This is a genomic window from Parabacteroides sp. merdae-related_45_40 (assembly GCF_001915675.1).
Map to the genome: position 1 here is coordinate 47,861 of NZ_MNQY01000046.1, position 24,261 is coordinate 72,121.

The 24,261-nt window shown below is 43.0% G+C and carries 10 protein-coding genes; all 10 read left to right on the plus strand.

Annotated features, from left to right (window positions below):
• Positions 1–17: 17 nt before the first annotated feature.
• The 10 genes from BHV83_RS05965 (at position 18) to BHV83_RS06010 (ending at position 24,251) form a co-directional block, all read left to right on the plus strand.
• The gene (locus tag BHV83_RS05965; protein WP_286756841.1) at positions 18–3,413 is read left to right on the plus strand and encodes a TonB-dependent receptor; all 3,396 of its coding nucleotides are present in this window, start codon (positions 18–20) and stop codon (positions 3,411–3,413) included.
• Between the two features lie 22 nt (positions 3,414–3,435).
• Positions 3,436–4,986, plus strand: coding sequence for a RagB/SusD family nutrient uptake outer membrane protein (locus BHV83_RS05970; protein ID WP_005860143.1), 1,551 nt, complete (start codon positions 3,436–3,438; stop codon positions 4,984–4,986).
• A 75-nt stretch (positions 4,987–5,061) separates the two neighbouring features.
• Positions 5,062–7,344, plus strand: coding sequence for a GH92 family glycosyl hydrolase (locus BHV83_RS05975; protein ID WP_050758719.1), 2,283 nt, complete (start codon positions 5,062–5,064; stop codon positions 7,342–7,344).
• Between the two features lie 13 nt (positions 7,345–7,357).
• Entirely contained in the window at positions 7,358–9,838 is a 2,481-nt protein-coding gene (locus BHV83_RS05980) for an alpha-mannosidase (RefSeq protein ID WP_008773076.1), read from the plus strand.
• 217 nt (positions 9,839–10,055) lie between these two features.
• Positions 10,056–12,257, plus strand: a complete 2,202-nt coding sequence (locus BHV83_RS05985; RefSeq protein WP_121773280.1) for a GH92 family glycosyl hydrolase — start codon at positions 10,056–10,058, stop codon at positions 12,255–12,257.
• 128 nt (positions 12,258–12,385) lie between these two features.
• A complete protein-coding gene (locus tag BHV83_RS05990) occupies positions 12,386–14,128 on the plus strand; it encodes a PD-(D/E)XK nuclease domain-containing ATP-binding protein (RefSeq protein WP_005863511.1) in 1,743 nt (580 codons plus the stop codon).
• Between the two features lie 62 nt (positions 14,129–14,190).
• Complete coding sequence (locus BHV83_RS05995) at positions 14,191–15,138, plus strand: tyrosine-type recombinase/integrase (protein ID WP_005860121.1); 948 nt, start codon at positions 14,191–14,193, stop codon at positions 15,136–15,138.
• Positions 15,139–15,497: 359 nt separating this feature from the next.
• Positions 15,498–16,262: a DNA-binding domain-containing protein gene (locus tag BHV83_RS06000; RefSeq protein WP_286756850.1), complete on the plus strand. Its 765-nt coding sequence runs from the start codon at positions 15,498–15,500 to the stop codon at positions 16,260–16,262.
• Between the two features lie 180 nt (positions 16,263–16,442).
• Positions 16,443–21,449, plus strand: a complete 5,007-nt coding sequence (locus BHV83_RS06005; RefSeq protein ID WP_286756852.1) for a C10 family peptidase — start codon at positions 16,443–16,445, stop codon at positions 21,447–21,449.
• Positions 21,450–21,566: 117 nt separating this feature from the next.
• Complete coding sequence (locus BHV83_RS06010) at positions 21,567–24,251, plus strand: alpha-L-rhamnosidase (RefSeq protein ID WP_353743775.1); 2,685 nt, start codon at positions 21,567–21,569, stop codon at positions 24,249–24,251.
• Positions 24,252–24,261 lie beyond the last annotated feature (10 nt).

The window sequence follows — 24,261 nt, forward strand, 5'->3', positions numbered from 1 at the left end:
CTTTTTATTTCTTTCAAATGAATCCAGTAAATCAAAGATTGCGTAAAGATAAGCAATTGTGCAGAAAGTTCTTCTGTTTAATTGCGATTTTAATAATTTTTCCATATGTGTCTTTTGCACAAGGTGAAATTAGTTTATCTGTGGAGAATGTCGACCTAAAAACATTATTGGTCGAGATTGAGAAAAAATCCGATATACGCTTTACTTATTTAAATCAACTATCGGATACAAACAAAGATATATCTCTAGCTGTCACGAATAAGACTGTAGAAGAGATTTTGAACCTAGTCTTGTCCAAGAAAGGTATGGAATTCACCCGAACCGGCAATACGATCGCTATTCAAATGAGGAGCCCACAAAACCGGCAAACAGCTCCAACTAAAAAAGTAACAGGAATTGTTACGGATTCTAATGGGGAGCCAATTATTGGAGCGAATGTCTCTGTAAAAGGAACAACTACGGGCACTATCACGGATATAGATGGTCATTTCTCTTTAGAGGCAATCGAAGGACAGACGATTTTAGTATCTTTCATTGGCTATTCTTCTAAAGAAATAGATATAACTGATAAATCTTCCTATCAAATATCTATGTCTGATGATACTCAGAATCTAGACGAGGTTGTCGTAATCGGTTATGGAACCGTACGAAAAAAGGATTTGACGGGGGCGGTAGGTAGTGTGAAAAGTGAGGATATGATGCAACGTCCTTCAACATCTATTTCACAAAGTATTTCCGGGCGTATAGCTGGTGTTAATATATCTTCTAACTCAGGACGTCCCGGGGGTAATCAAACGATTCGTATCCGTGGATATTCTTCTATTAATGCGACTAATGAACCTTTGTATATTATAGACGGTGTTCCCGGTGATATTAATATATTGAATCCAAATGATATTGAAAGTGTAGAAGTGTTGAAAGATGCCTCTTCTACCGCAATATACGGAACCAGAGGATCTAATGGAGTTATCGTCGTGACAACAAAAAGAGGTAAGAATGAGATTACTGTCAACTATAATACTTATCTCAGTCTTAATACGGTAGCGAAAAAGCTGGATGTGCTGAATGCCGAACAGTTTTTAGCTGTTGAAGATATGATATATGCGAATGCTAAAAAGTTTGATCCGAATGGTTTCGCTTCAGGAAAATATATTGATCCATCTGTAAAAAGACAAGATTATTTAGTTGGTAATACGAAAGGAAAGCGTGAGTTATTTAAAATGGAAGGAGGAAAACTTGTCCCTTTGTATGATATAGACTGGCAAGACATGTTGGAACGGAACTCTTTTAGTCAGATTCATAATTTATCTTTTACGGGTTCAACAGGTAAAACTAATTATGGAGTGTTTCTAGGTTACACAAATGATCAAGGTATCGTCAAGGAGAGTAAATTAGAGCGTTTCTCAGGACGTGTTACCGTAGACCAAACCGTATCGAATTGGTTAAAGCTCGGTACAACCCTTAGTTATTCAGAGGTGAAAGAAAGACGCATTGACACAAGAGTAGGCTACAACAATGTTCCTCGCATGATGATTGAAATGATCCCTATCGTTCCTTATAAATATGATGATGGAACTTATGGTCGTAGAGAGGATTATGGGGGCATGGAATCTGCTGATAATCCATTAGCACAGATTAATGAGAATATTACTCCCTATAACTCAAATATATTTATGGGAAATGCCTATGCTAAAATTACTTTTATGAAGGGGTTAGATTTTACGTCAACTATTGGCGTAAATCGGACGATTAATATGAATCCATATTATAATAGTACCCAGTCTGATATTGTAAATGGTGTAGGGGGAAATCAAGCATCCATAACAAACAATCGTTCTTTACAAATTTTATGGTCGAATATTTTGAACTATAATACGATATTCAATAAAATGCATTCTTTGAATGTTATGTTGGGACAAGAAGCCCAAAGTTATGAATATTTTCAGAATGTAGCTACAATTGATGGAATATCAGATGATTACTATCAATGGTATAATATGGGAGCGGGCTCAACATTAAAGGCGCCATCTTCTAATTATACCGGAGATAAGATGTTATCTTATTTCGCTCGTATTAATTATTCATTTAAGGATCGTTATTTGGTTACTGTGACAGGACGTTTTGATGGCTCCTCTAAATTTGGAGAGGATGATAGATTTGCTTTCTTTCCTTCTGCCGCATTAGGGTGGAGGGCCTCTGAAGAAGATTTCTTGAAAGGCAATAAAGTTATCTCAAATTTAAAACCAAGAGTTAGCTATGGCTTCACTGGAAATTCGGGAATTCCTACTTATGGTTCTATGGCAAATCTATCGACTAGTGGTATGGCTTATCCTTTTGGAGGAACTAGGGAAAATGGTATTGGAGTGGGCTCTTTGGCTAATCCGTTGCTTCGTTGGGAAAAAACTGGGCAATTTAATGTCGGTCTTGACCTCGGATTTTTAAATGAGCGTATATCGTTATCTGCTGATTATTATATTAAGCATACTACCGATATGTTACTAAATGCTCCTGTTCCAACGACAAGTGGTTTTCGCTCTATTTCTACAAATATTGGTAATATGCGAAACTCGGGCTTTGAATTCACTCTTAATACACAAAATATACAGACTAAGAATTTCTCATGGTCCAGTATGCTAAATTTTTCTTCTTTGAAAAATAAGATTACGGCTTTGAGCCAAGGGGATGCTGATATTATAATGGCTCCTAATAATTTAACGATTTTGAGAGTCGGAGAGTCTGTTGGATCATTTTTTGGATATATACGCGATGGAGTTTGGGGTGAGAATGAAGCTGAGCAAGCTGCGATATATGGAAAATTACCGGGTGATGCGAAGTTAAGAGATGTAAATAACGATAAACAAATCAATGAATCAGATCGTGTTATACTAGGTAAAGGAATTCCCGATTTCTATGGAACTTTCACTAATACATTTAAATATAAAGATTTTGATCTTGTGATAGAATTACAATATAGCTGTGGAAGTAAGATTTATTGGGATGGATTAGGTACTTGTGCTATGCGCCAAGGTATTGCTAATAGTTTATCTATGGTTCTAGATACTTGGACTCCCGAGAATCAAGGTGCTACATTGGAGCAAATCAGGCCAAGTAATGCTTATTACAATAGCTTGAAAGATGACGCACGCCTATATAATGGTTCATTTATTAGAGGTAAAAATATCTCATTAGGATATAATTTACCTTCTGATATTTGTAAAAAATTACATTTAAAAGCGTTACGTGTCACCTTGTCTGCTCAAAATATATTTGTAATCAGCCAATATCCTGGATTTGATCCGGAGACAACGGTTTATAATACAACTACTCAGAACGAGGCCTTTGCTCAAAATATAGAGACTTTCGGTTACCCGAAACCTCGGACATTCTCATTTGGTGCTAATATCACTTTCTAACTTTCTCAAAAAAATACAGATTATGAACAAGATAAAATCAATATTATCAAAATGCTTTTTATTGGGTATATTCTTTTTGGGAACAATAGCTTGTAGCGATTATTTGAATGAAGATAATCGATCTGCGATTACCCAAGAAAACTATTTCCAAAATGCGAATCAAGCGCAAACAGCGGTAAATGGTGTTTATTCAGGATTAAACGTACTCCTTACTCGGGTAAATTACGGGGAATCTCCATTTATTTCTATAGAGTTACCTGTTGGTCATGCGAAAACACTTGGGCAAAATGCGAATAATAATAACATGATTCAACAGAGAAGCGCTTCCATTGAGGGCGTGTTTTTCACGGTTTGGTCAGGATTTTACAAAGCAATTGCCAATGCGAATATGTGTATCACGAATTTACCAACAGTGGATATGGATTCGGCGGAAAAAAGTAAATTGCTAGGTGAGGTTTTGTTTCTACGTGCGTTTTACTATTATTACTTAGTGAGGCTATATGGGGATATCCCTTGTATTACCGAAGTGATAAGTACGAATAGCCCGGATTTCTATCCAAAACGTTCATCTGTAGCTGATATCTATGACAAAATAATTATTCCGGATCTGTTGGAAGCTGAAAAAACCTCTCTTCCGGATTATGATGCTTCTGGTCGTGTCTGTAAAGGCATGGTGAAATCATTATTAGCCAGCGTATATTTAACTACTGCGGGGCATCCTTTAAATAGGTCGGCTAATTATGAGTTGGCTAGAGATAAAGCTTTTGAGGTCATTAGTGGGGTACCCAACCAATATCCTTATACTTTGTTTGATAATTATGCTTATTTGCATGATAGGGAGCATAAGATACAGCAAGAGCTGATTTTACAGGTTCAGGTGGAAATCGGAACGAATGATCAAGGCACTAGTGGTATCGCTCAACTTATTATTCCTGAGAAATGCGGTATTTCTAAGTTCCCGGATGAGTATGGGGCGTTAACTGTACGCGACGAATTTGTACAGTCTTATGAAAAAGGAGATCGGCGTGCGAATTTGACATTAGGTGAAACAAATACATTCTTTTTTAATACATATGAAAAAGATGGAACTCCTATTTCTTTCAGCCCGATAGGTTTATATAAATATTGGTTGGAAGAGGCTGCCGGTAATAATGGTGATCAAAAAAGTGATGAGAATTATACCTTATTACGCTATCCGGAAGTTTTATTAATCTATGCGGAAGCTTCTAATGAAGTTTCCGGTCCCTCTCAAGCTGCGGTAGAGCAGATTAAGAAAATTAGGGATCGAGCTGGTTTATCTACTCCAGATGCAGGCACATTTACTAAAGATTCTTTTAGAGAATTTATCTGGAAAGAGCGATATCATGAGCTTGCTTTTGAAAATAAAGCTTATTTTGATATTTTACGGACATGGAAGGCCTATGATCTAAAAAATAATCGTTTTGTAGATGCGTTTACGTTCCAAAATGAAAGTGGGGTGACATTCAAAAAACAATATTTGAATTGGCCTATACCTTCTATTGAGATTAATACAAATCCAAATTTAAATCCTCAGAATGAGGGATGGAGTTAAATAATTTATAATAGGCAAGCTTTCGCTGCTTTGAGATGAAAGCTTGCCTTTCCATTAATATAATATCATTAACACATGAGAACTACTTTCGCAATTTTTATAGTATCATTTATCGCTTTGGCATCATCTTGTGTATATAGTCCCCCGAAAGAGCCTGTAGACTATGTGAATCCTAATATTGGTACTATTGGGCATTTACTTGTCGCTACGGCTTCTATGGTACAACTTCCTCATGGAATGGTACAAATCGGACAAAATCCTTATCCCCCGCTAGCTGATAGGTATCTCGCAGACCGTATATCCGGATTTTCAGTCCGGGCATTACCTAAATATACGACTAAGCCATTTTCTTGGATTATGGCCACAACTGGAGCTCCACGAATTAATCCGAATGATTATGCATCAGGTTTTGATCATGATTTTGAGAAAGTGACTCCTTATTACTCATGGATATTACTTGAAGATTATGATATTGAAGCGGCAATGACTGTTACACAACATTCTTCTTTCTATAAATTCAAATATCCAAAGTCTTCAGAATCTAACATTTTGATGAATAATAATCAATGTGTCCGAGTTGTGGGAAATAATTGCATTGAATCGGTAGAGGCTGTTGATAGTACTCAAACTGCTTATTATTATGCGATTTTTAGTAAGCCCTTTAGGTCTTATGTCACATGGAAAGACTCCTTGATAAGCCAAGATGTAAAACAAGAAGGATTGGATATTGGAGCTTTGGTTACTTTTGACACCTCACAAGATGAGGAAATCATGGTAAAAATAGGGGTCTCTTTTATTGATATGGAACAAGCTAAGCGGAATCTTGAAATGGAGATTCCTGCATGGGATTTTGATAAGGTAAAAAATGATGGTCGAGAAATTTGGAATAATGCATTGGGAAAAATAAAAATCGAAGGAGGGACAGATAAACAAAAGACTATTTTTTATAGTGCGCTTTATCGTGTAATGCTGGGCAGCCAAACTCTTGATCGAAGTGAATATGGACGATATTACAGCCGATTGGATAAACAAGTTCACGATACCGAAGGACATGCATTCTATCAAGTTGGTTCTAATTGGGGATCTCATCATTCTTTATTTCCATTGGTATTATTGCTTGAGCCTGAGATCCAGAATGATATCATGCGCTCCTATATTCGTATGCAAGATGAGGGAGATTGGCTGGTCAATAGTGGTGGATATCGAAATATGATCGGACGTCATGAGGTAGCTACAATTACAGATACTTATATGAAAGGCTTTAGGGATTTTGATATCGAAAAAGCTTATGAGGCGATGAAACGTAATTCGAAGGAGGCCACGATGCTTTCACGGCATATTGGTAAAGATTGGAGATTGAACGAATTGGATAAGGTCTATTTAGAAAAGGGATTTTATCCGGCTAAACCTAGTGATCAGCCGGAGTGGGTCAAAGAGGTTGGTTTTGGACGCCAATCTGTAGCCTTGACATTAGAGAATTGTTATGATGATTGGTGCATGTCTATTCTGGCAAAAGAGCTTGGAAAAGAAGATGATTATCAATATTACTTGAATAGAGCCTATAATTATCGGAATGTTTTTGATTCGAAATCTGGATTTATGCGACCGAAGACGGCAGATGGGAAATGGATTGAGCCATTTGACCCTATTTGGTCTGGAGGACAGGGTGGACGAGATTTTTATACGGAAAATAATGGATGGAATTATACATGGTATGTTTTACATGATCCTCAAGGCTTAATAAACTTAATGGGAGGACAGGAGCCTTTTGTAGCCAAACTCCAGCAGATGTTTGAGACGAATGTTCCACTATATAAGAAATACGATTTTCTTAAACAATATCCAGATATGACAGGATGGATTGGAATGTATTCTCATGGTAACGAAATAACTTGGCATATTCCCTATCTATATAATTATGCGGGAAAACCTTGGATGACCCAACGCCGGATTAGGCAGATTTTGGACCTTTGGTATGGGGATGGCCCATTGGGTTTTTGTGGAGATGAGGATTATGGGGAAATGTCTTCTTGGTATATCCTTAGTGCTATGGGATTTTACACTGTTGCCCCCGGAAGACCTGTTTACGATATTGGAAGTCCTCTTTTTGAGAAATCTACGATTGATATAGGGGATGGGAAAAAATTCACAATCGAATGTAGGAATATTTCAACGCAGAATAAATATATTCAGTCTGCTTCTATGAATGGCAAGGAGCTCAATAGAGCTTGGTTTACTCATGAGGAACTAATGCAAGGAGGTACTTTATTATTGAATATGGGGCCACGTCCCAATAAAAAATGGGCAACGGATATAGAAAATTTACCTGTATCTTTAACACCGATTTCATCAAAGTAAAATAATCAATTTTATGAATAAGAAAAGATTTATCTCGTACTTATTTTTGTTATGTTTTCCCATTACTTTATTAGGGCAAAAAGGCTTAAATGACACTACGTATATTCTTACCTATGATCATGGAGGATTAATATTGTGGGGTGGGGAACATTTTATTGAGCGTTTGAAAAACGCTACGGAGTGGTTGGATAAATATCCTTCTTTCAAGATCGGGCTGGATAATGAGGCTCAGATTTATGATCATTTTGCCGAGGATGAGCCGCATTTGCTAAAAGAGATGAAAGATATCCTTTCTGCGTATGATGGAAGAATCGGTATCGGTTCCTGTACGTACGGGCAGCCTTTGTCCCAATTTATTAGTGACGAGTCAAACATACGGCAAATCGCTTATGCGCTTGATACCGAACGAAAAATATTCAATTATCGTCCTCCGGTGTATTTGATGAGCGAACATGCCATGCATAGTCAGATTCCTCAGATCATAAACGGATTTGGTTTTGACGGAGCGATTATGAGAACTCATTTCATGATGTATGGCTATAATCCTACATTCAACTATCCCATTGGATTATGGGAGGGGATTGATGGTAGCAGGATCTCAACCATTCCGACTTATGAAGGGGAAGGTGCCGCTTTTGGGAAAACAACGGTAGATACGTGGATACTTACCCGATATCCGAGTAAGGATGCTCCTCAGTCTCTTGATGATTATAGGAAACAATTCAAACATATAAATCCTTTGTTGGCCTCTAGAGCGGACGATTCCGGGTTACGTAGAGAGGAGCTTGTTGCTGAGTATGACAAAAAACCGAAATTCCAATTCATATTGTTGGATGAGTTATTAAGAAAATATCCTCAAGCGACAGATATTATGAGGACTCGTCCCAATGACTTTACGGTTCGTATGCCATGGGGGTATTGCGGAAATGAGATATGGAATGAGTCTAGGAAAGCGGAAGTGGAGGTCTTGATCGCTGAACGGTTGGCTGCCTTTAGTAAGATGTATGGTGGAGAAGCGTTTGAGAATGATTTGGACAAAGCTTGGAAAGATTTGTTATTAGCTCAACATCATGACATACAGATTGTGGGGCTAATACCTGAAGCGAGAAAACTTCTGCCTCGATCTTATGAGACATCTAATCAGGTTATCGAAAAATCTATGAATTTCTTTGCCAATCAGATGAAAGGAGAAGGACTTAAACAAGTTACAGTCTTTAATCCTCTTTCATGGGAGCATTCTCCTTGGGTTATGGCTTACATTTCTCTTCATAAAGGTGAGGCTAAGAATTTTATCGTGAGAAGTGGAAATAAAAGTTATCCTGCTTATGTTGTAAATTCAAATGAATATTCTGATGGTAGTTTGTTGGATGCTTTTGTTATATTTAAGCCTGATTTGAAACCTCTTAGTTTAACCTCTTTTTCAATTATGGCGGCTGAACCGGAGATGAATAATCCAGTCGATAACATACAGTATGATGAGGAGAATTTAATAATCAGAACCCCATTTTATAATCTTAAATTAAATGAGAAAGGTGGGTTTGACTATCTTAAATCCTCAAAGGGACAAGTGATTTTCAATAATAACCAAGCAAAATGCGCTTTTTTTGAAGGGACTATCGATGGAAGTGTCCAAGTTTCGGAGGGAAGATGGAGTATTTACAAATCGAAAGGATATATGCCATGGATAAAGTTAGTGGAGCATGGGTATATAGATGATATTCCATATACTTATGAAGTTATGCTTTATGAAGATAAACCTGTCATTGATTGTAAGGTCTCGTTTGATTTCAATGGCCAGATGATCGGTCATCCGACAGAAGATAAGCGGGATTGGCATTCTGGATTTATTCATGAAGAAAAACTTCGGTTTAAACTTTTTCATCAACTAGAGAAGACTTCGGTAGGCGTAAGAGATCTTCCTTTTGCGATATCAGAAACTTCTGATAAGTATATCGAAGGAAACTATTGGACGGCTTTGACGGACGGAGATAATGGGATAGCGATTTTTAATAAAGGTAATATGGGGAGTATAAAAGAGGATGAGCAATGCTTGTCTATTCCACTGGCTTTTTCTCATTATTATGTGTGGGGAATACGGCCTCTTTATGGTAAATACAGTTATGAGTTCGCTTTATATCCTTTTCAAGGAGACTGGAAACAAGCTGATCTTACAAAACGATCATTGGAATATGCGTTTCAAACACCAAGTGTACAGACTATAAAAACGTCTAACACGATGGATTGTGAGCTGCAACCTTTAAATGCTTCTTTAGAGAATGATGTTATTTTAACAGCATTATATCCCAATAAAGGTGGAATTTGGGCCCGTTATTTTAAATATGGAGAATTGACAAAGTCTTCATCTGTTAAATTTAATACTCAAAATACGGTTTTGAATGAAATTGATCTTGATGGAAATATATTGCAATTAGGAGTGAAAGACTTACATTTATCTCCTTGGCAGATTAAGACGGTCAAGATGAATATGAAATAAACTGTTATTAGATAATTAAATAAGGATAAGATATATGTCGGAATCATAGGGGTACTTCCAGCAGGTAGTACCCTGTTTCATATTTATACAATGCGACATGTGATTCTTTTCAGATACTAGCCTGAATAGTTTACGATAGTTTTGCTTCATCAATTTTAATTTTCATCTTTGTGGTAAGAATAGATGCTAGAGAATCGTTATTATTAATTACAATCTCATGAAGAAACTATTATTTCAGACAACCTTGTTTCTATTATTATGTAGTTGCATAAGTAAAATAGAAAAAACACCAGTAGATTATGTGAATAACCGGATTGGGAATATCAGTCATTTACTTGTGCCTACCTATCCCACTACCCACCTGCCTAACAGCATGTTGCGAATGATTCCGACTCATAATGAGTTTACGACGGATCGTATGGAGGGACTGGCCCTAAATAGTCCTTCCCATAGGCAAGGCCATTCATTGTTGCTGTTGCCTTATAGGGGGGACGTTAAGGATTTCGATGGGAATTTAAAATATCGATATGATCATGAGAAATCTACGCCTTATAATTATTCGGTGTATTTGGATGATTTCTCCGTAGGGGTGGATTTTGCGCCTGCTGCTAAATCGGCGATCTATCGTTTTCGGTTTGAGGATTCGGATCGACGGTTGATTTTGTTGAAAGCCAATGGAAAAGGAGAGATCGATATAAAGGATGGAGCTTTGTGTGGATATGATAATTTCGCCGGGATAAAACATTATTTTTATTTGGAGTTTGATGCCCAGCCCATTCAAGTTGATAGCCTCTCTCATTCTTTGGTATTTGCTGAATTTCCGGAATCGAAGGATGTGGTAAATGTTCGTTATGGAATTTCTTATATTGGAGTAGAGCAGGCCAAGCGGAATTTATATAATGAAATCAATGATTTCAATCTGGAGAAATTGGCCTCGCAAGCTCGTGATAAATGGAACGACGTGTTAGGCAAAATAAAGATTGAAGGAGGCACGGAGGATCAAAAGACCACATTTTATACCGCCTTGTATCGGGCGCACGAAAGAATGATCAATATTTCTGAAGATGGTAAATATTTTAGTGCGTATGACGGAAAGGTACATGAAGATAATGGGGTGGATTTTTGGGTGGATGATTGGGTATGGGATACCTATCTGGCCCTTCACCCGTTGCAAGTGTTATTGAATCCGGAGGCTCAAGAACAAAAACTGGCGTCTTATATCCGGATGTATGAGCAATCCGGGTGGATACCTACTTTCCCTTGTGTATTTGGGGATGCGCATTGCATGAACGGTAACCATGCGGCAGGTGTCTTTGCGGATGCCTTGAATAAAGGCTTGCGGTTTGACGTGGAAAAGGCTTTCGAGGGTATGAAGCATACGGTGATGACTGAGTCCATGATCCCTTGGTACCGGGGACCTAAAACGGCCTTGGATGATTTTTATCATGAGAATGGCTGGTTCCCCGCTTTGCATCCGGGAGAAAAAGAAGAGTTTACGGAGGTAGGACCATTTGAACAGCGACAAGCGGCAGCCGTAACTACAGCCGCATCCTATGACGATTGGTGTATCGCCCAATTAGCTAAACATTTGGGAAAAGATGAGGATTATCGATTCTTTCAGGATCGTTCTTATAATTACCGGAATGTCTTTAACAAAGAGACTCATTTCTTCCATCCGAAGGATAAAGATGGGAAGTTTATAGAACCGTTCGACTATATTTTTTCCGGAGGTATCGGGGCTAGGGCTTATTTTGATGAGAATAATGCTTGGACCTATAATTGGGATGTACGCCATCATATTCAGGATTTAATAGATCTTTTTGGAGGCAACACTCCTTTTATTGAGAGATTGGATCAGTTATTTGTTGAGGATATGAAAATGTCAAAATGGCAATATTACGCTCTTCATCCGGACGCTACGGGCAATGTCGGGCAATTCGTGATGGGAAATGAGCCTAGTTTCCATATTCCTTATCTGTATAACTACGCCGGTCAACCGTGGAAGACGCAAAAACGGATTCGTATGCTTATGGAAAGTTGGTTCAGGAATGATCTGATGGGTGTTTGTGGTGATGAGGATGGTGGTGGAATGTCGGCTTTCTATGTATTCTCCGCTTTAGGTTTCTATCCGGTTTCTCCGGGAGTGCCTGTTTATACGATAGGTAGTCCTTTATTTGATAAATCGGAGATTCAGTTGGCGAACGGGAAAGTGTTTACCATGATCGCTCATGGGGTTTCGTGGGAAAATAAATACATTCAATCCGCTAAGTTGAATGGCGCCGAGTATAATAAGACGTGGTTTACTCATGAGGATGTCATGAAGGGAGGAACATTAGAATTGTTTATGGGAGACCGCCCTAATAAGAAGTGGGGAGTGGGAGAAGGTGCGAATCCTCCTTCTGGTGAGTTTGTCGATTGATTTGGTTTGACGGCATGATTCTACGGTCAAAGATTCGTGAAATCATTTTGTAGATGTTATCTTTGCGTAAGTAAGTTACGAACAAGTGATTTATTCGTAAGTGACAAATAAACAGGAGGAGATATATTATGGCAACGAAGCAAATTCCATATGGCCTGACGGATTTCGAGCGAATCCGTACCGCCAATTATTATTATGTTGATAAGACTCGCTATATTGCGGAGGTGGAGCGGAACGCAAGTTTCTTTTTCCTTATCCGCCCGCGCCGTTTCGGGAAGTCGCTATTCTTGAATGTCCTCAGATGGTATTATGACGTGAACCGTAAGGATTCTTTTGAGGAACTCTTCGGCGACTTATATATCGGCTCCCATCCGACCCCGGAGCAGGGACAATATCTTGTACTGGATTTCAATTTCGCAGGCGTGAACCCAGATCCTGACGAGTTGATCCGCTCTTTTAATGATCACTGTGCCGCTCGTTTCCGGGAGTTTGCCTACTACTACGAACGTTTCTTCAATCCGGGCTTCCGGGAGAAAATGGAGAGTCTGCCAAATGCTGACGAGAAGTTGACCTACACGATCAGTGAGGCTAAACGCTTGAATCTCTCTATCTATCTCTTCATTGACGAGTATGATAACTTCACCAACGCTATCCTCGCCAATATGGGTGAGAAGCATTACAAGGCATTGACACACGGTACGGGCTTCTTCCGTTATTTCTTCAACAAACTGAAAGAAGGGGCTACGGGCGATGGCCCTATCAAGCGCATGTTTATCACTGGGGTATCTCCAGTGACGATGGACGACGTGACCAGCGGTTTCAATATCGGAGCCAACATGACGACAGATTACCGCTTTAATGGAATCATAGGTTTTAGCGAGGGAGAGGTACGGGAGATGCTGGCCTATTACAAGAGCGAGACAGGTTTTGAGGATAGTGTGGACGATCTGATCAACTTGATGAAGCCGTGGTACGATAACTACCGTTTCTCTACGAAGAGTCTGGACGAGCCTATGTACAACTCGGATATGGTACTGTATTTCATCAGCAATTACCTGCCCTTGAGATCGGCCCCGGATAAGATGATCGACAACAACATCCGCACGGACTACAACAAGCTCCGCCATTTGATCCGTCTCGACAAGCGGTTCGGCACGAACGCTTCGATCATCCAGGAGATCGTGAACAACGGCGAGACCACCGCAGTAATCAAGGATGCTTTTCCTGCCGAGGATATCGCCAAGCCGGACAACTTCAAGAGCCTGCTTTACTATTTCGGGTTGCTCTCCATCAAGGGTACCAAGCGTGGAGATACCCTTCTGGGCGTTCCCAACCTGACGGTACGTGAGCAATTATATACCTATCTGATCGAGGCTTACCGGGAAGCTGATGTCTTCTCAATAGAGTTATACAAGCTTCATGATCTGGTAAAGGACATGGCTTACGACGGAGACTGGAAGCCTGTGTTCGAGTATTTTTCCTCCGAGCTGGAGCGGCAGAGCGCTATCCGCGAGTTCATAGAGGGGGAGGCGCACGTGAAAGGTTTCCTACTGGCTTATCTAGGCTTGACCCGTACCTATATAATTTATCCGGAGTATGAGGCCAACAAGGGGTACGCCGATTTCTACATGATGCCCGACTTGATCCACCAGCCCGAGATAGGCTTTAGCTATATCGTGGAGGTGAAATACGCCCGTCGGGACGCTTCCGAAACGGAAATCGAGGCGTTGAGAGCCGAGGCCGCCATCCAGTTACGCCGTTACGCCGCAGACCCGAAGGTTCACGCTACTAAGGGGGATACGGAGCTTCGTCTTGTCACCTTGGTCTTTAAGGGTTGGAAGCTTGCTGTTTGCGAGATGGACTTGGCTTGATTTTGTTTTTATGCTATTTTTGATGGTAGATAATAATACGTTTAATCATCAAAAAAGGAGATATGAGCAAGAGAAAGAATAACCGCTTGGGCAAGGCGGGCATCACATTTTATACCTATGCCACCGAACGCATCCGGGAGAAACGTTTAGCGGGGAAACATAACACTGCCGATTTATATAGGACGACCCGTAATTGGATCTGCGCCTTTCTGGGTAGGAGAAACCTTCTTTTCCCGGAGATAACCCCGGGCTTAATAAGCCGTTTTGTCGCTTATCTGCAATCCGCCGGCTTGCGAGTGAATACCGTGAATACATACCTCAGCAACTTTCGCTCGATTTATAACCAAGCTTGTCGGGATGGTCTGTTGCCGGCTTGCGTCGTATCGCCTTTCGCGTACTTGAACTTGAAGCGGGAAAGAGCCGGATCTAGGGCGTTGGGAAACGAGTCGCTCCGGGAGATCGTGACCTTGAAGTCTGAGGAGCCGGATTTGGCGTGCGTGATCGACTATTGTACGTTCGCCTATTTATCTTGCGGCATGCCTTTCGCGGATATGGCTCGCTTGACTACGGCGAACCTGTATGGCGAGGAGATCGTATATCGGCGTAAGAAGACGGGAACCTTAATCCGTGTCGGGATAACGGCAGGGATGCGGCGGTTGATTAATAAGTATGCGGACGCTTCTTCCCCGTACCTTTTCCCTATTTTATCTCCGGGTAGAGAGGTAGGGCATGAGGAATACAAGGCGATACTGCGTTCGTATAATAACTCGTTGAAGAAGATCGGTCGTGCGCTATCTCGTCCCATTCATCTGACCTCGTATGTTTTCCGCCATACATGGGCAACGAACGCCTTGCGGAAACAAGTCCCTTTATCGATCATTAGCCAAGCGTTGGGGCATACCTCGGAAAAAACAACACGTTTTTATCTGGCCTCTTTGGAACAGTCGGAATTGAATCGTGCGAACGCTAGGGTGACGGAAGAGGTGGATTTGCTTTTGGCGGCTGGATGATGCCCTTATTCGCGAAATAAGGGGAGGAGCCTATTCTGCATAAAAATTACCTATAATAGGCTATTTTCAACGGAAGGCTTGGCAAATGTAAAAAATATTATTGATAAACAATCACTTTTATCTATTTATTAAGAAATAGGAATTGAAGGGGATACAGATATCGTATCCTCTAATTAATCCAAATTTATGCTTATTGCGCATATATCGTGGATATGCGGTTAAAAATAGTGGTTATGCGTGTTTTTTTTAGTTTATGTTGGACGTGCGATATCTCTTCCCCTTATTTCGCGAATAAGGGTGATAAACATTATTAAAAGGTAACGCCCCACTACCACGGGGCATTAAAGACAAAAAGCATCATGGCAGAAGAAAAGACCATCTTGACCGTAGATCTGTACGACAACGTATTAACCGAGAAAACCGGCGATTTCACCGGAAAGATCCGCATTACCGGAACCACGCGAACCTCAGACATCTCGAACCGCATCGTGAAGAAACGTACCGAGTATCGTCCGGAGACGATCACCAACATCCTCGACCTCTCCTACGACGAGATGATCGAGGCCCTCGCCCAAGGCCGTTGCGTGGTGAACAAGTTCGGGCAATGGCTGCTCACTATCAACGGCTCGTTCGACGGAAAGAAATCAGACTTCCGCTCTACGGAGAATAAGATCACCGTAATGTTCACCCCCAGCGCCACCCTCCTGAAGGCGCTAGAAAACATCTACGTGAACGCCGACGTAGCTACCGTGGGCCCGATGATCGAGAGCCTCACGGATTCTACCACGAACGAGAAGAACCTCCATATCACCCCGAACGCCCCGGCTATCATCTTCGGCAGCACGCTGCTTATCAAGGGGGATGATCCATCTGTAGGCGTCTACTTCACCAAGGACGAGGAGGGCGCCACGCCCGTGAAGGTCTCCCTCATCGTGCGCAACACCAAGAGCGAGATCATCATCCAGATCCCGCCACTCGCCGAGGGGCAGTACTGGCTGAGCGTCACTACGCAGGCAGGAGCGGGCTATTCTCTCGTAAAAGATCCACGCACCTACAAGTTTCCCATACTCCTGACCGTTGGCGTAGGAGGAGGAGGTGACAGCGAAAGCCCGGACGAGATCTAGGCGCATAGCGGGACGGGAGAGCCTCTATGCCTAGGGTAGGGAACACTGTTGCTCCCAGCCATGGGAACCGAGGCTTTCCCATGCCTATCAACCGGGGCTTTCCCACCCGTGGGAACACCGTTGTTCCTATACTCCTTACTAACGAATGTTAAATCATTTATTCATTATAAATTATAGCTCATGAGAAAACAACTTTTACTAATGCTGATCCTTTGCCTGTCGGCCACGATGGTCTGGGCGGAAAGGATAGATGTGTCTACGGCCCGTAAGGTGGCGGAAAACGTGGCTAATGCGGGTTCGGGCTTGCGCTCGGCTGGAGACTTGTCACTGGTTTATGCGGCTGCACCGGGGAAATCCGGTTCAGCCTTACGTAGCGGGACAGTGGATGGAGCCGCCGACTATTTCGTGTTCAATGTATCGGGAAACAAGGGATTTGTGATCGTCTCTGGAGAGGACCGGGCACTCCCTGTGTTTGGTTATTCGGACGAGGGTGCTTTTGATCCGGACAACCTACCGGACAACCTCCGCTACATGTTAGCTTACTACCAGAACCAAATTACCTGGTTGGAGCGTTCTGGCATAGAGGTTACCGCGGATATACAAGCCGAGTGGAGTCATTACCTAAACGGAACCAACTTTAGGTCTACCGCTCAAGAGGTAGTGCTGGAGACGGCAGAGTGGGATCAAGGGAAACCTTATAACGGGATGACTCCTCTGATCAGTGGCGAACATGCGCTTACCGGTTGCGTAGCTACAGCGCAAGCTATCATCATGCGCTATCACCAATATCCGGGGCGTGCGATTGGGGGCGTGTCCTCCTACGATGGTGTTTCCACTACCTATGATGATTATGATTGGGCGAATATGCCGCTTACTTATCCGAGGGATGGCTATGGTGATGCCCGAGACAATGCGGTGGCCAAGTTGATGTGGCATTGTGGGGCAAACGTGGAGATGAGTTATGGACTGTCGGCGAGTGGTGCAAGTATGAAACTTCCAGCCAAGTCTTATGTTGAGGTATTTGGCTATAGTCCGGCCATTCGTTATTTAAAAAAGGAAACTTATCGCTGGGAAGAATGGAAAGAGATGATTCGGGAAGAGTTAGACGCCGGGTATCCCTTGAGTTATGGCGGGCAAAGTTCGGGTGGAGGCCATGCCTTCGTATGTGATGGCTATGATGCACAGGGCTTCTTCCATATCAATTGGGGCTGGGGAGGTTATAGTAATGGCTTTTTTGCCTTGTCTGTGCTTGATTCGAACTATGGTAATGATGGTTATAGTGATAGCCAGGAGATGATCCTTAACATCCGTCCATCACAAACCGGTGACAAAAAATATGTTTATAAGCCGGTCGTGACGGACATATCATATTCAGGTTCGCTACCTTTAACTGGTAATGTCGGGATGTCTATCGGTTTACGTTATACCGCTTTCGATAATCTGGATTACTATGTGGGTTTGGCAGTTGTGGACGTATCGGGAAGGATCATCCAACAGCCATCCGATCCAAAATCCATGAATTTTGAGGCTTATGTTCCTGGATGGCGGAATTATTCGACCTATCGCAACATAACCTTGAGCACTTCTCTTGGCGAGGGACAAAGAATCGCTGTTGTCGGTTCTTCAGATGGACATGATTGGGAAGTGATACGCTGCCTTACGACATCACCTACAGGATTGGATAATGACGGCTTGATTGGTGCTCCGGCTGACAATCCAGACGAGCCGGCCGTTAACCCCGTGAATGTGAGTATTTACTGGAATCAGTTTGACGATGTTTTCATGGCTGTATCGGGATTGGACAATAACCAATATAACGGGCAAAACACACAAGGTATTTCCTATAAGTTGACCAATGTAACGGAGAATGTCATCTTACGTTATACCCTGAAAAACTATGCTGCTTGGAAAGGGCAGTTGGATGTTTATTATGGTGATAATAACTCTATTTATCAACCAAGTCAAGGAACGAAGGCCGTGATTGGCGAGGACGGGTCTTTCAGCGTGCCGGTCAGTCTGGCGCAGATATCCGAGGGAGCATACGTGAATTATCTAAAGGTCTTATCAGCCAAGCAGGGCGAGTTGTCTTACGATATTCAAGTATATCTTGAATCCGACCAAGCTAACCCCATATTCGAGGAGAATGATAAGCCGATGAGATTCATGGAAGCCCTTACCGGCTCGATCGCTCCGCATCCGATTATGGGGGCGAAGAACTCTAGAATCCCGTTCACCTATACGATCGAGAAGACAAATCAGTGGCTCGACGGGAAGCCATTAGGAGTGAGTGCCTCAATCTCTAATCTCAAGGCAGATCAAATAAAATTGTATTACGTAAGCGATGGGCAGGAGAAGGAGATCCCGTTGAAGTCGGGCGGGAATGATTATGTTTATTGTTATACGGAAGAAGATTTTGCCATAGGTACGTTGAGCGGCGGTGCTTCATACACCTTCAAGGTTGAGGTCAATGTGTTGATCGATAATGCTTCTATCTCTCTTGTGCCAAAGGTAAAGGATATCTATCATCCTGCCGGATCTGCTTATGCGGGCCTCCAAATAACGGATGCCCCGGTCGTAACCCATGCGATTACGACTGTCTTGACGAACTTGATTCCTCGGGAAGGTCTGCCTACTGTTATCGAGACCGGGAAAAACTTGTACTACAAACTGGAATGCAACAAGGAGGGCTATACGCTTCCAGATATGATTCAGGTGGAAATGGGGACAAAGGAGTTGAACGTGATTACACGACCCGACGAACTGAATGCGGAATGTACGTATAATCCGGAAACCGGGGAGATAATGGTTTATGCGGTAAACGGCGATGTGGTTATCACCGCTACCGCGGTTCCCGTACAGATCGTTACCTATTCCGTTAAGGCGACCTTGACAAATCTATTCTCTTCCCCTGCCATCGTAGACGCTACGACCGTGAAAGAAGGAGAGACATTCTCGTTTACCTTATCGGCGAATAACGGTTACATGCTTCCGGCATCCATTACGATAAAGATGTCCGGTTCCACTTTGGAGGCAGGAAAGGGATATACCTACGATGCCAAGACAGGCAAAGTAGAGATATTGAATGTGAGAGGTGAGGTAGCCATTACCGCTGAAGGAGTGTCTGAACCATCTGTTTACAAGATCACGGCAGACCTGAAGAACCTAACCTCCACACCGGCTATTACCTCGGCTACGACTGTGAAGGAAGGCGAATCGTTCATTTTCACCTTGAAAGCCGCAACGAACTACAAGCTTCCGGATGCGATCAGTATCTTGAAGGGCAATGATGCGCTGACCGCGGAAGAGTTCACATACGACGCTAAAACAGGTAAAGTCGTGATCAAAGCAGTTTCCGGTGACTTGACCGTGAAAGCTTCTGGCATTGATGACCGCCACTACGAGGTGATACTTAATCTTGTGGGAGTCACTTCCCAACCCGCCTCGTTCGATCCTGTATTGGTTAACGGTAAGGTAGAGCTGATCTTGAAGGCGGCCGAAGGCCATACGCTTCCGGCTACCGTTACGGTAATAATGGGCGGTAAGACTTTGATAGCCGGAACGGACTATACTTATAAAGCCTCTACAGGCGCCTTCTCTTTGGCTAAGATTACAGGTAAGCTTTCTATTTCTGCGGAAGGCGTGAAGAATAGCTATCCGGTTACGACTTCATTAGTTAATATCACTTCCGACATTCCAACGAATGTCAAGGCGACATTTGGTGATACCTTCGTATGTAAACTTTCAGCGAATGAGGGCTATACGCTTCCGACTGAGGTTACGATCGTGATGGATGGTAAGACCTTGGTAGACGTGACTGATTATACCTATGATGCCGCTACGGGAAAAATCTCTTTGAAGAAAGTAACCGGTGAGTTAGCGATCACGGCGCAAGGCGTACAGAAGAGCTATGCGGTAGCCCTTACGTTAAAAGACTTGACTTCTGATATCTCGCAAGGCAAGAAGATTAAACATGGTGAGACCTTGACCGGTAAGTTATCTGTAGTGACCCCACAGTACGGGCTTCCTTCCACGATCGAGGTGATGATGGGTGGTAAAGTGCTGGCTGCTGGTTCCGGTTATTCCTATGATCCGAAGACCGGGGAGATAGAAATAAAGAACGTAACCGCTGAGGTTTCAATTAAAGCTTCTGGTGCGGAGATCTTCCAAGTGAAAGAACAGACCGAGAACATAGAGATTAAGACTTCCGGAGAGACTGTGAAAGAAGGAGAGCCATTCAAATGTGAATTAGCACCAGCTACGGGATACAAATTCCCTTATGTCATAAAGGTGATGATGGGTGGTCGTTTGTTGAAGCAAAAGAATTTGCTTAGGGCAGCAGGTTCTGAGTACTATACGTATGACAATACGACGGGAATAATCGAGATTGAGAATGTGGATGGCGAGATCGTTATTGAGGCGAAAGGTGTACAAGAGGGCTTCTTTGAGGTAATCCCGAATCTTGTTAACCTCACTTCCGATCCGGCTTCTTTCGAGCCTTTGGCTAAGGATTCCAAAGTGGAACTTACGCTGAAAGCAGCCTCCGGCTATACGCTTCCGACATCCATTATTGTGAAGATGGGAGAGAATACGCTAGCGTCTACGGATTATACATACAATTCTGGCACGGGTGCTTTCGCATTGGAGAAGATCACGGCTACCTTGGTGATTACGGCGGCAGGTAATAGGATTCCGGATCCGGAACCAGAACCGGAGCCAACCCCGACCACCTACATGGTGACATTGCCGGTTGTAGAGGGCGCTACCTTGATTGCGGAGTCTTCCACGAATGTAGAATCCGGCAAGAGTTTTGCGTTCACACTGACTTTGAAGGACGGCTACAGTGCGCCTCAACTGACAGTGAAAGCGAATGGCTCAGTACTTGGTCCGGTATCAAGCGGCCGTTATGTGATTGAGAAAGTAACGAGTAATATCGTTGTTACCGTAACAGGCATCGTGAAAGATAATCCTACTGATAACGCAGAGGTAGATCCCAATGGCTTGCGAGTATGGGGAGAGAATGGACGATTGCATATCCAGACTCCTGTTATGGACACAGCTTGTATCGTTACATTCGAAGGGCGTTTGTATAGGAACTTATCTTTGCCTGTAGGCGAGACTATCACGAGTATTCCACAAGGGTCTTATATAATTTATATTGGCAACCAATCCTACAAGATCCGCTTCTAGCTATTCTTGAGGAATCATAGGAAGGCGAGTCATTTGCGAGTGGCTCGCCTTTCTTGTTTAATAAATCTTAATATTTACCGGGGATATAAGTATCGTAAGCCATTAGAAAGTATATTCATGCGTAATCTCAATCTATTTATCATGAAATGTATATCTATCTACTTTGTGACCCTATTGTTACTGATGTCGGGCTGTGAATCCGGACGGAGGATCCTCTTAAAAGATCTTCGTTGTGAGAACTTGGAGAATCCGGTCGCGATCGACAATACCCATCCCCATTTTAGCTGGAAAATCGAGACAGACGGGCAAACTATGCGGCAAGCGTATTTTGAGATACAAGTAGCCACGGATAGTTCCTTGCTGGCTCAAGGCAAAGCCGATCTATGGAATTCAGGTAAGGTGGAATCGTCCGCTTCCGTGATGGTCCCTTATCGAGGAAAAGAGTTGCGATCTAGTGTGCTGGCCTATTGGAAAGTCCGGGTATGGGATAATAAGGGGGAATCCTCGGATTGGAGTCCAATCAATCGCTTTGGGATCGGGCTTTTGGATAAAGCGGAATGGCAAGGGAAATATATAGGGATGCCGGATGAGAAGAATCCGATGTTAAGGAAGAAGTTCGAGCTTCAAGACCGTGATGCCACATTACTCCTTCATGTAAACTCCTTAGGGTATCATGAGATCTATTTAAATGGGAGGAAGGTATCGGAAGATGTTCTCTCGCCTGCGGTATCTCAATTAAACAAAAGATCATTATCGGTGACGTACGATCTTACGCCGTACGCAAAGCAGGGAATAAACGACTTATTGCTCTGGTTGGGCCGTGGTTGGTACAGAAAAGCTACTTTTAATGCCGTTCATGATGGGCCGTTGGTTAAACTGCAATTGGACGAGATTCAAAGAAATGGCACTACAAGTACGCTACTCGTTACGGATAGCTCTTGGGAAGGCCGGGGAAGTATGTATGGTGAGACCGGTACCGGTACTTGGTATCCCCATCAATTCGGGGGTGAATGTGTGGATGGGCGGAAGGCGTTGCCGGATTTGACAACGGCTACGCTCGACGAACTGGATTGGAAGCCGGTGTTGGAGGTGGAGGTACCCGGGATAGAGGTAAGTCCCCAGATGTGTGAGCCTAATCGAATACAAGAGATTATCCGTCCCAAAGGAATCAAACAAATAGGGGACAGTATTTGGCTCGTAGATATGGGAAAGGCGTTGAATGGTTGGGTTGAGCTGAGTTTCCCAAAATTACCGGAAGGCCACCGGGTCCGTATGGAATATACGGATTGGTTAAATGAAAACGAAGATTTCAAGCCACAAGAGGAGAACGGACAGTATGAGGATTGGTATATCGGTTCCGGACAAGGCAAAGAGGTATTCCGAAATAAATTTAACCACCATGCGTTTCAATATATAAGGATATCCGGTTTGGCGAAAGCTCCCGAGGAGGTAACTGGCTATCTGATTCATACGGATTATAAGGATGCCTCGTCTTTCGAGTGCTCGGATCCGGACTTGAATGCTATCTATGCGATGATCAAATATACTTTCAAGAACCTAGCTTTCAGTGGTTATATCGTAGACTGCCCGCATTATGAGCGTATGGGATACGGTGGGGATGGAAATGCCTCTTGTAAGAGTTTCCAGACATTGTATGAGGGCTCTTCCGTGTATATGAACTGGATGCAGATGTGGCAGGATTGCATCCGTGAGGATGGGGGGATGCCGCATTGCGTACCGAATCCATACCCGGCGGGAGGTGGTCCGTATTGGTGTGGCTTTATTATCACGGGATCGTGGCCGACTTATTTGAATTATGGGGATAGCCGTCTGATCGAGCGATATTATCCGGTTATGCGACATTGGTTGCGTTATGTGGATGCGTATACGGTCGATGGGTTGCTGAAACGTTGGCCGGATACGGATTATCGGGCATGGTATTTAGGGGATTGGTTGGCTCCGGCGGGTGTCGATTATACGGCGCAGTCATCGGTAGATCTGGTTAGTAACTGCTTTATAAGCGATTGCCTCACTACGATGGAGAAGATCGCGAAGGTATTGGGGAAAGCGGAGGATGCCGCTAAGTATAAAGAGCGTCGCCAACGATTGAACGAGCTTATCCAGAAGACTTTCTATGATCCGGAGAAGAAACAGTACGCTACAGGCTCCCAGATCGATCGGATTTATCCGATGTTGGTCGGCGTGACAGATGAACAGCATATGCCCGAGGTAAAGGAAGGCTTATATCGAGAGACTTTGGAGAATTGTAAGGGCCATATCGGTTCCGGTTTGGTGGGTGTTACGATCTTGACCGATTGGGCGATAAAGAACGGAGAGGCTGATTTTCTCTATTCCATGCTGAAAAAGAGAGAGCTACCGGGATATCTATATATGATCGATCAAGGGGCTTCTACGACTTGGGAATACTGGTCGGGAGAACGTAGTAAGGTTCATAATTGTTTCAATGGCATTGGCGCTTGGTTCTGTCAGGCGATCGGAGGGATCTTGCCGGATGAGGATAGGCCGGGCTATAAACATTTCTTTATCAAACCTCAGATACCGAATGGCGTGACGTGGGCGAGAGTGGCGAGAGAGACCCCTTACGGTACGGCACGTGTGTCTTGGACTATGGAGAACCGATCGCTTTCCCTTGATCTGGAGATACCAGCGAATAGTACGGCGACCTTTATCGCTCCATTTAACGTATCGAATTGTGTGTTAGATGGGAATAATGTAGAAATATCGGCGGGTTCGATTCTGTTGGAAAGTGGAAAACACACGCTATCGCTACCTGCGGAATAGGAATCATATG

Coding starts and splice junctions, on each gene's coding strand:
- BHV83_RS06000 (WP_286756850.1), top strand. CDS start 15,498: ATGGCAGAAGAAAAGACCATCTTGACCGTAGATCTGTACGACAACGTA.
- BHV83_RS05975 (WP_050758719.1), top strand. CDS start 5,062: ATGAGAACTACTTTCGCAATTTTTATAGTATCATTTATCGCTTTGGCA.
- BHV83_RS06005 (WP_286756852.1), top strand. CDS start 16,443: ATGAGAAAACAACTTTTACTAATGCTGATCCTTTGCCTGTCGGCCACG.
- BHV83_RS05995 (WP_005860121.1), top strand. CDS start 14,191: ATGAGCAAGAGAAAGAATAACCGCTTGGGCAAGGCGGGCATCACATTT.
- BHV83_RS05980 (WP_008773076.1), top strand. CDS start 7,358: ATGAATAAGAAAAGATTTATCTCGTACTTATTTTTGTTATGTTTTCCC.
- BHV83_RS05985 (WP_121773280.1), top strand. CDS start 10,056: ATGAAGAAACTATTATTTCAGACAACCTTGTTTCTATTATTATGTAGT.
- BHV83_RS05965 (WP_286756841.1), top strand. CDS start 18: ATGAATCCAGTAAATCAAAGATTGCGTAAAGATAAGCAATTGTGCAGA.
- BHV83_RS06010 (WP_353743775.1), top strand. CDS start 21,567: ATGCGTAATCTCAATCTATTTATCATGAAATGTATATCTATCTACTTT.
- BHV83_RS05990 (WP_005863511.1), top strand. CDS start 12,386: ATGGCAACGAAGCAAATTCCATATGGCCTGACGGATTTCGAGCGAATC.
- BHV83_RS05970 (WP_005860143.1), top strand. CDS start 3,436: ATGAACAAGATAAAATCAATATTATCAAAATGCTTTTTATTGGGTATA.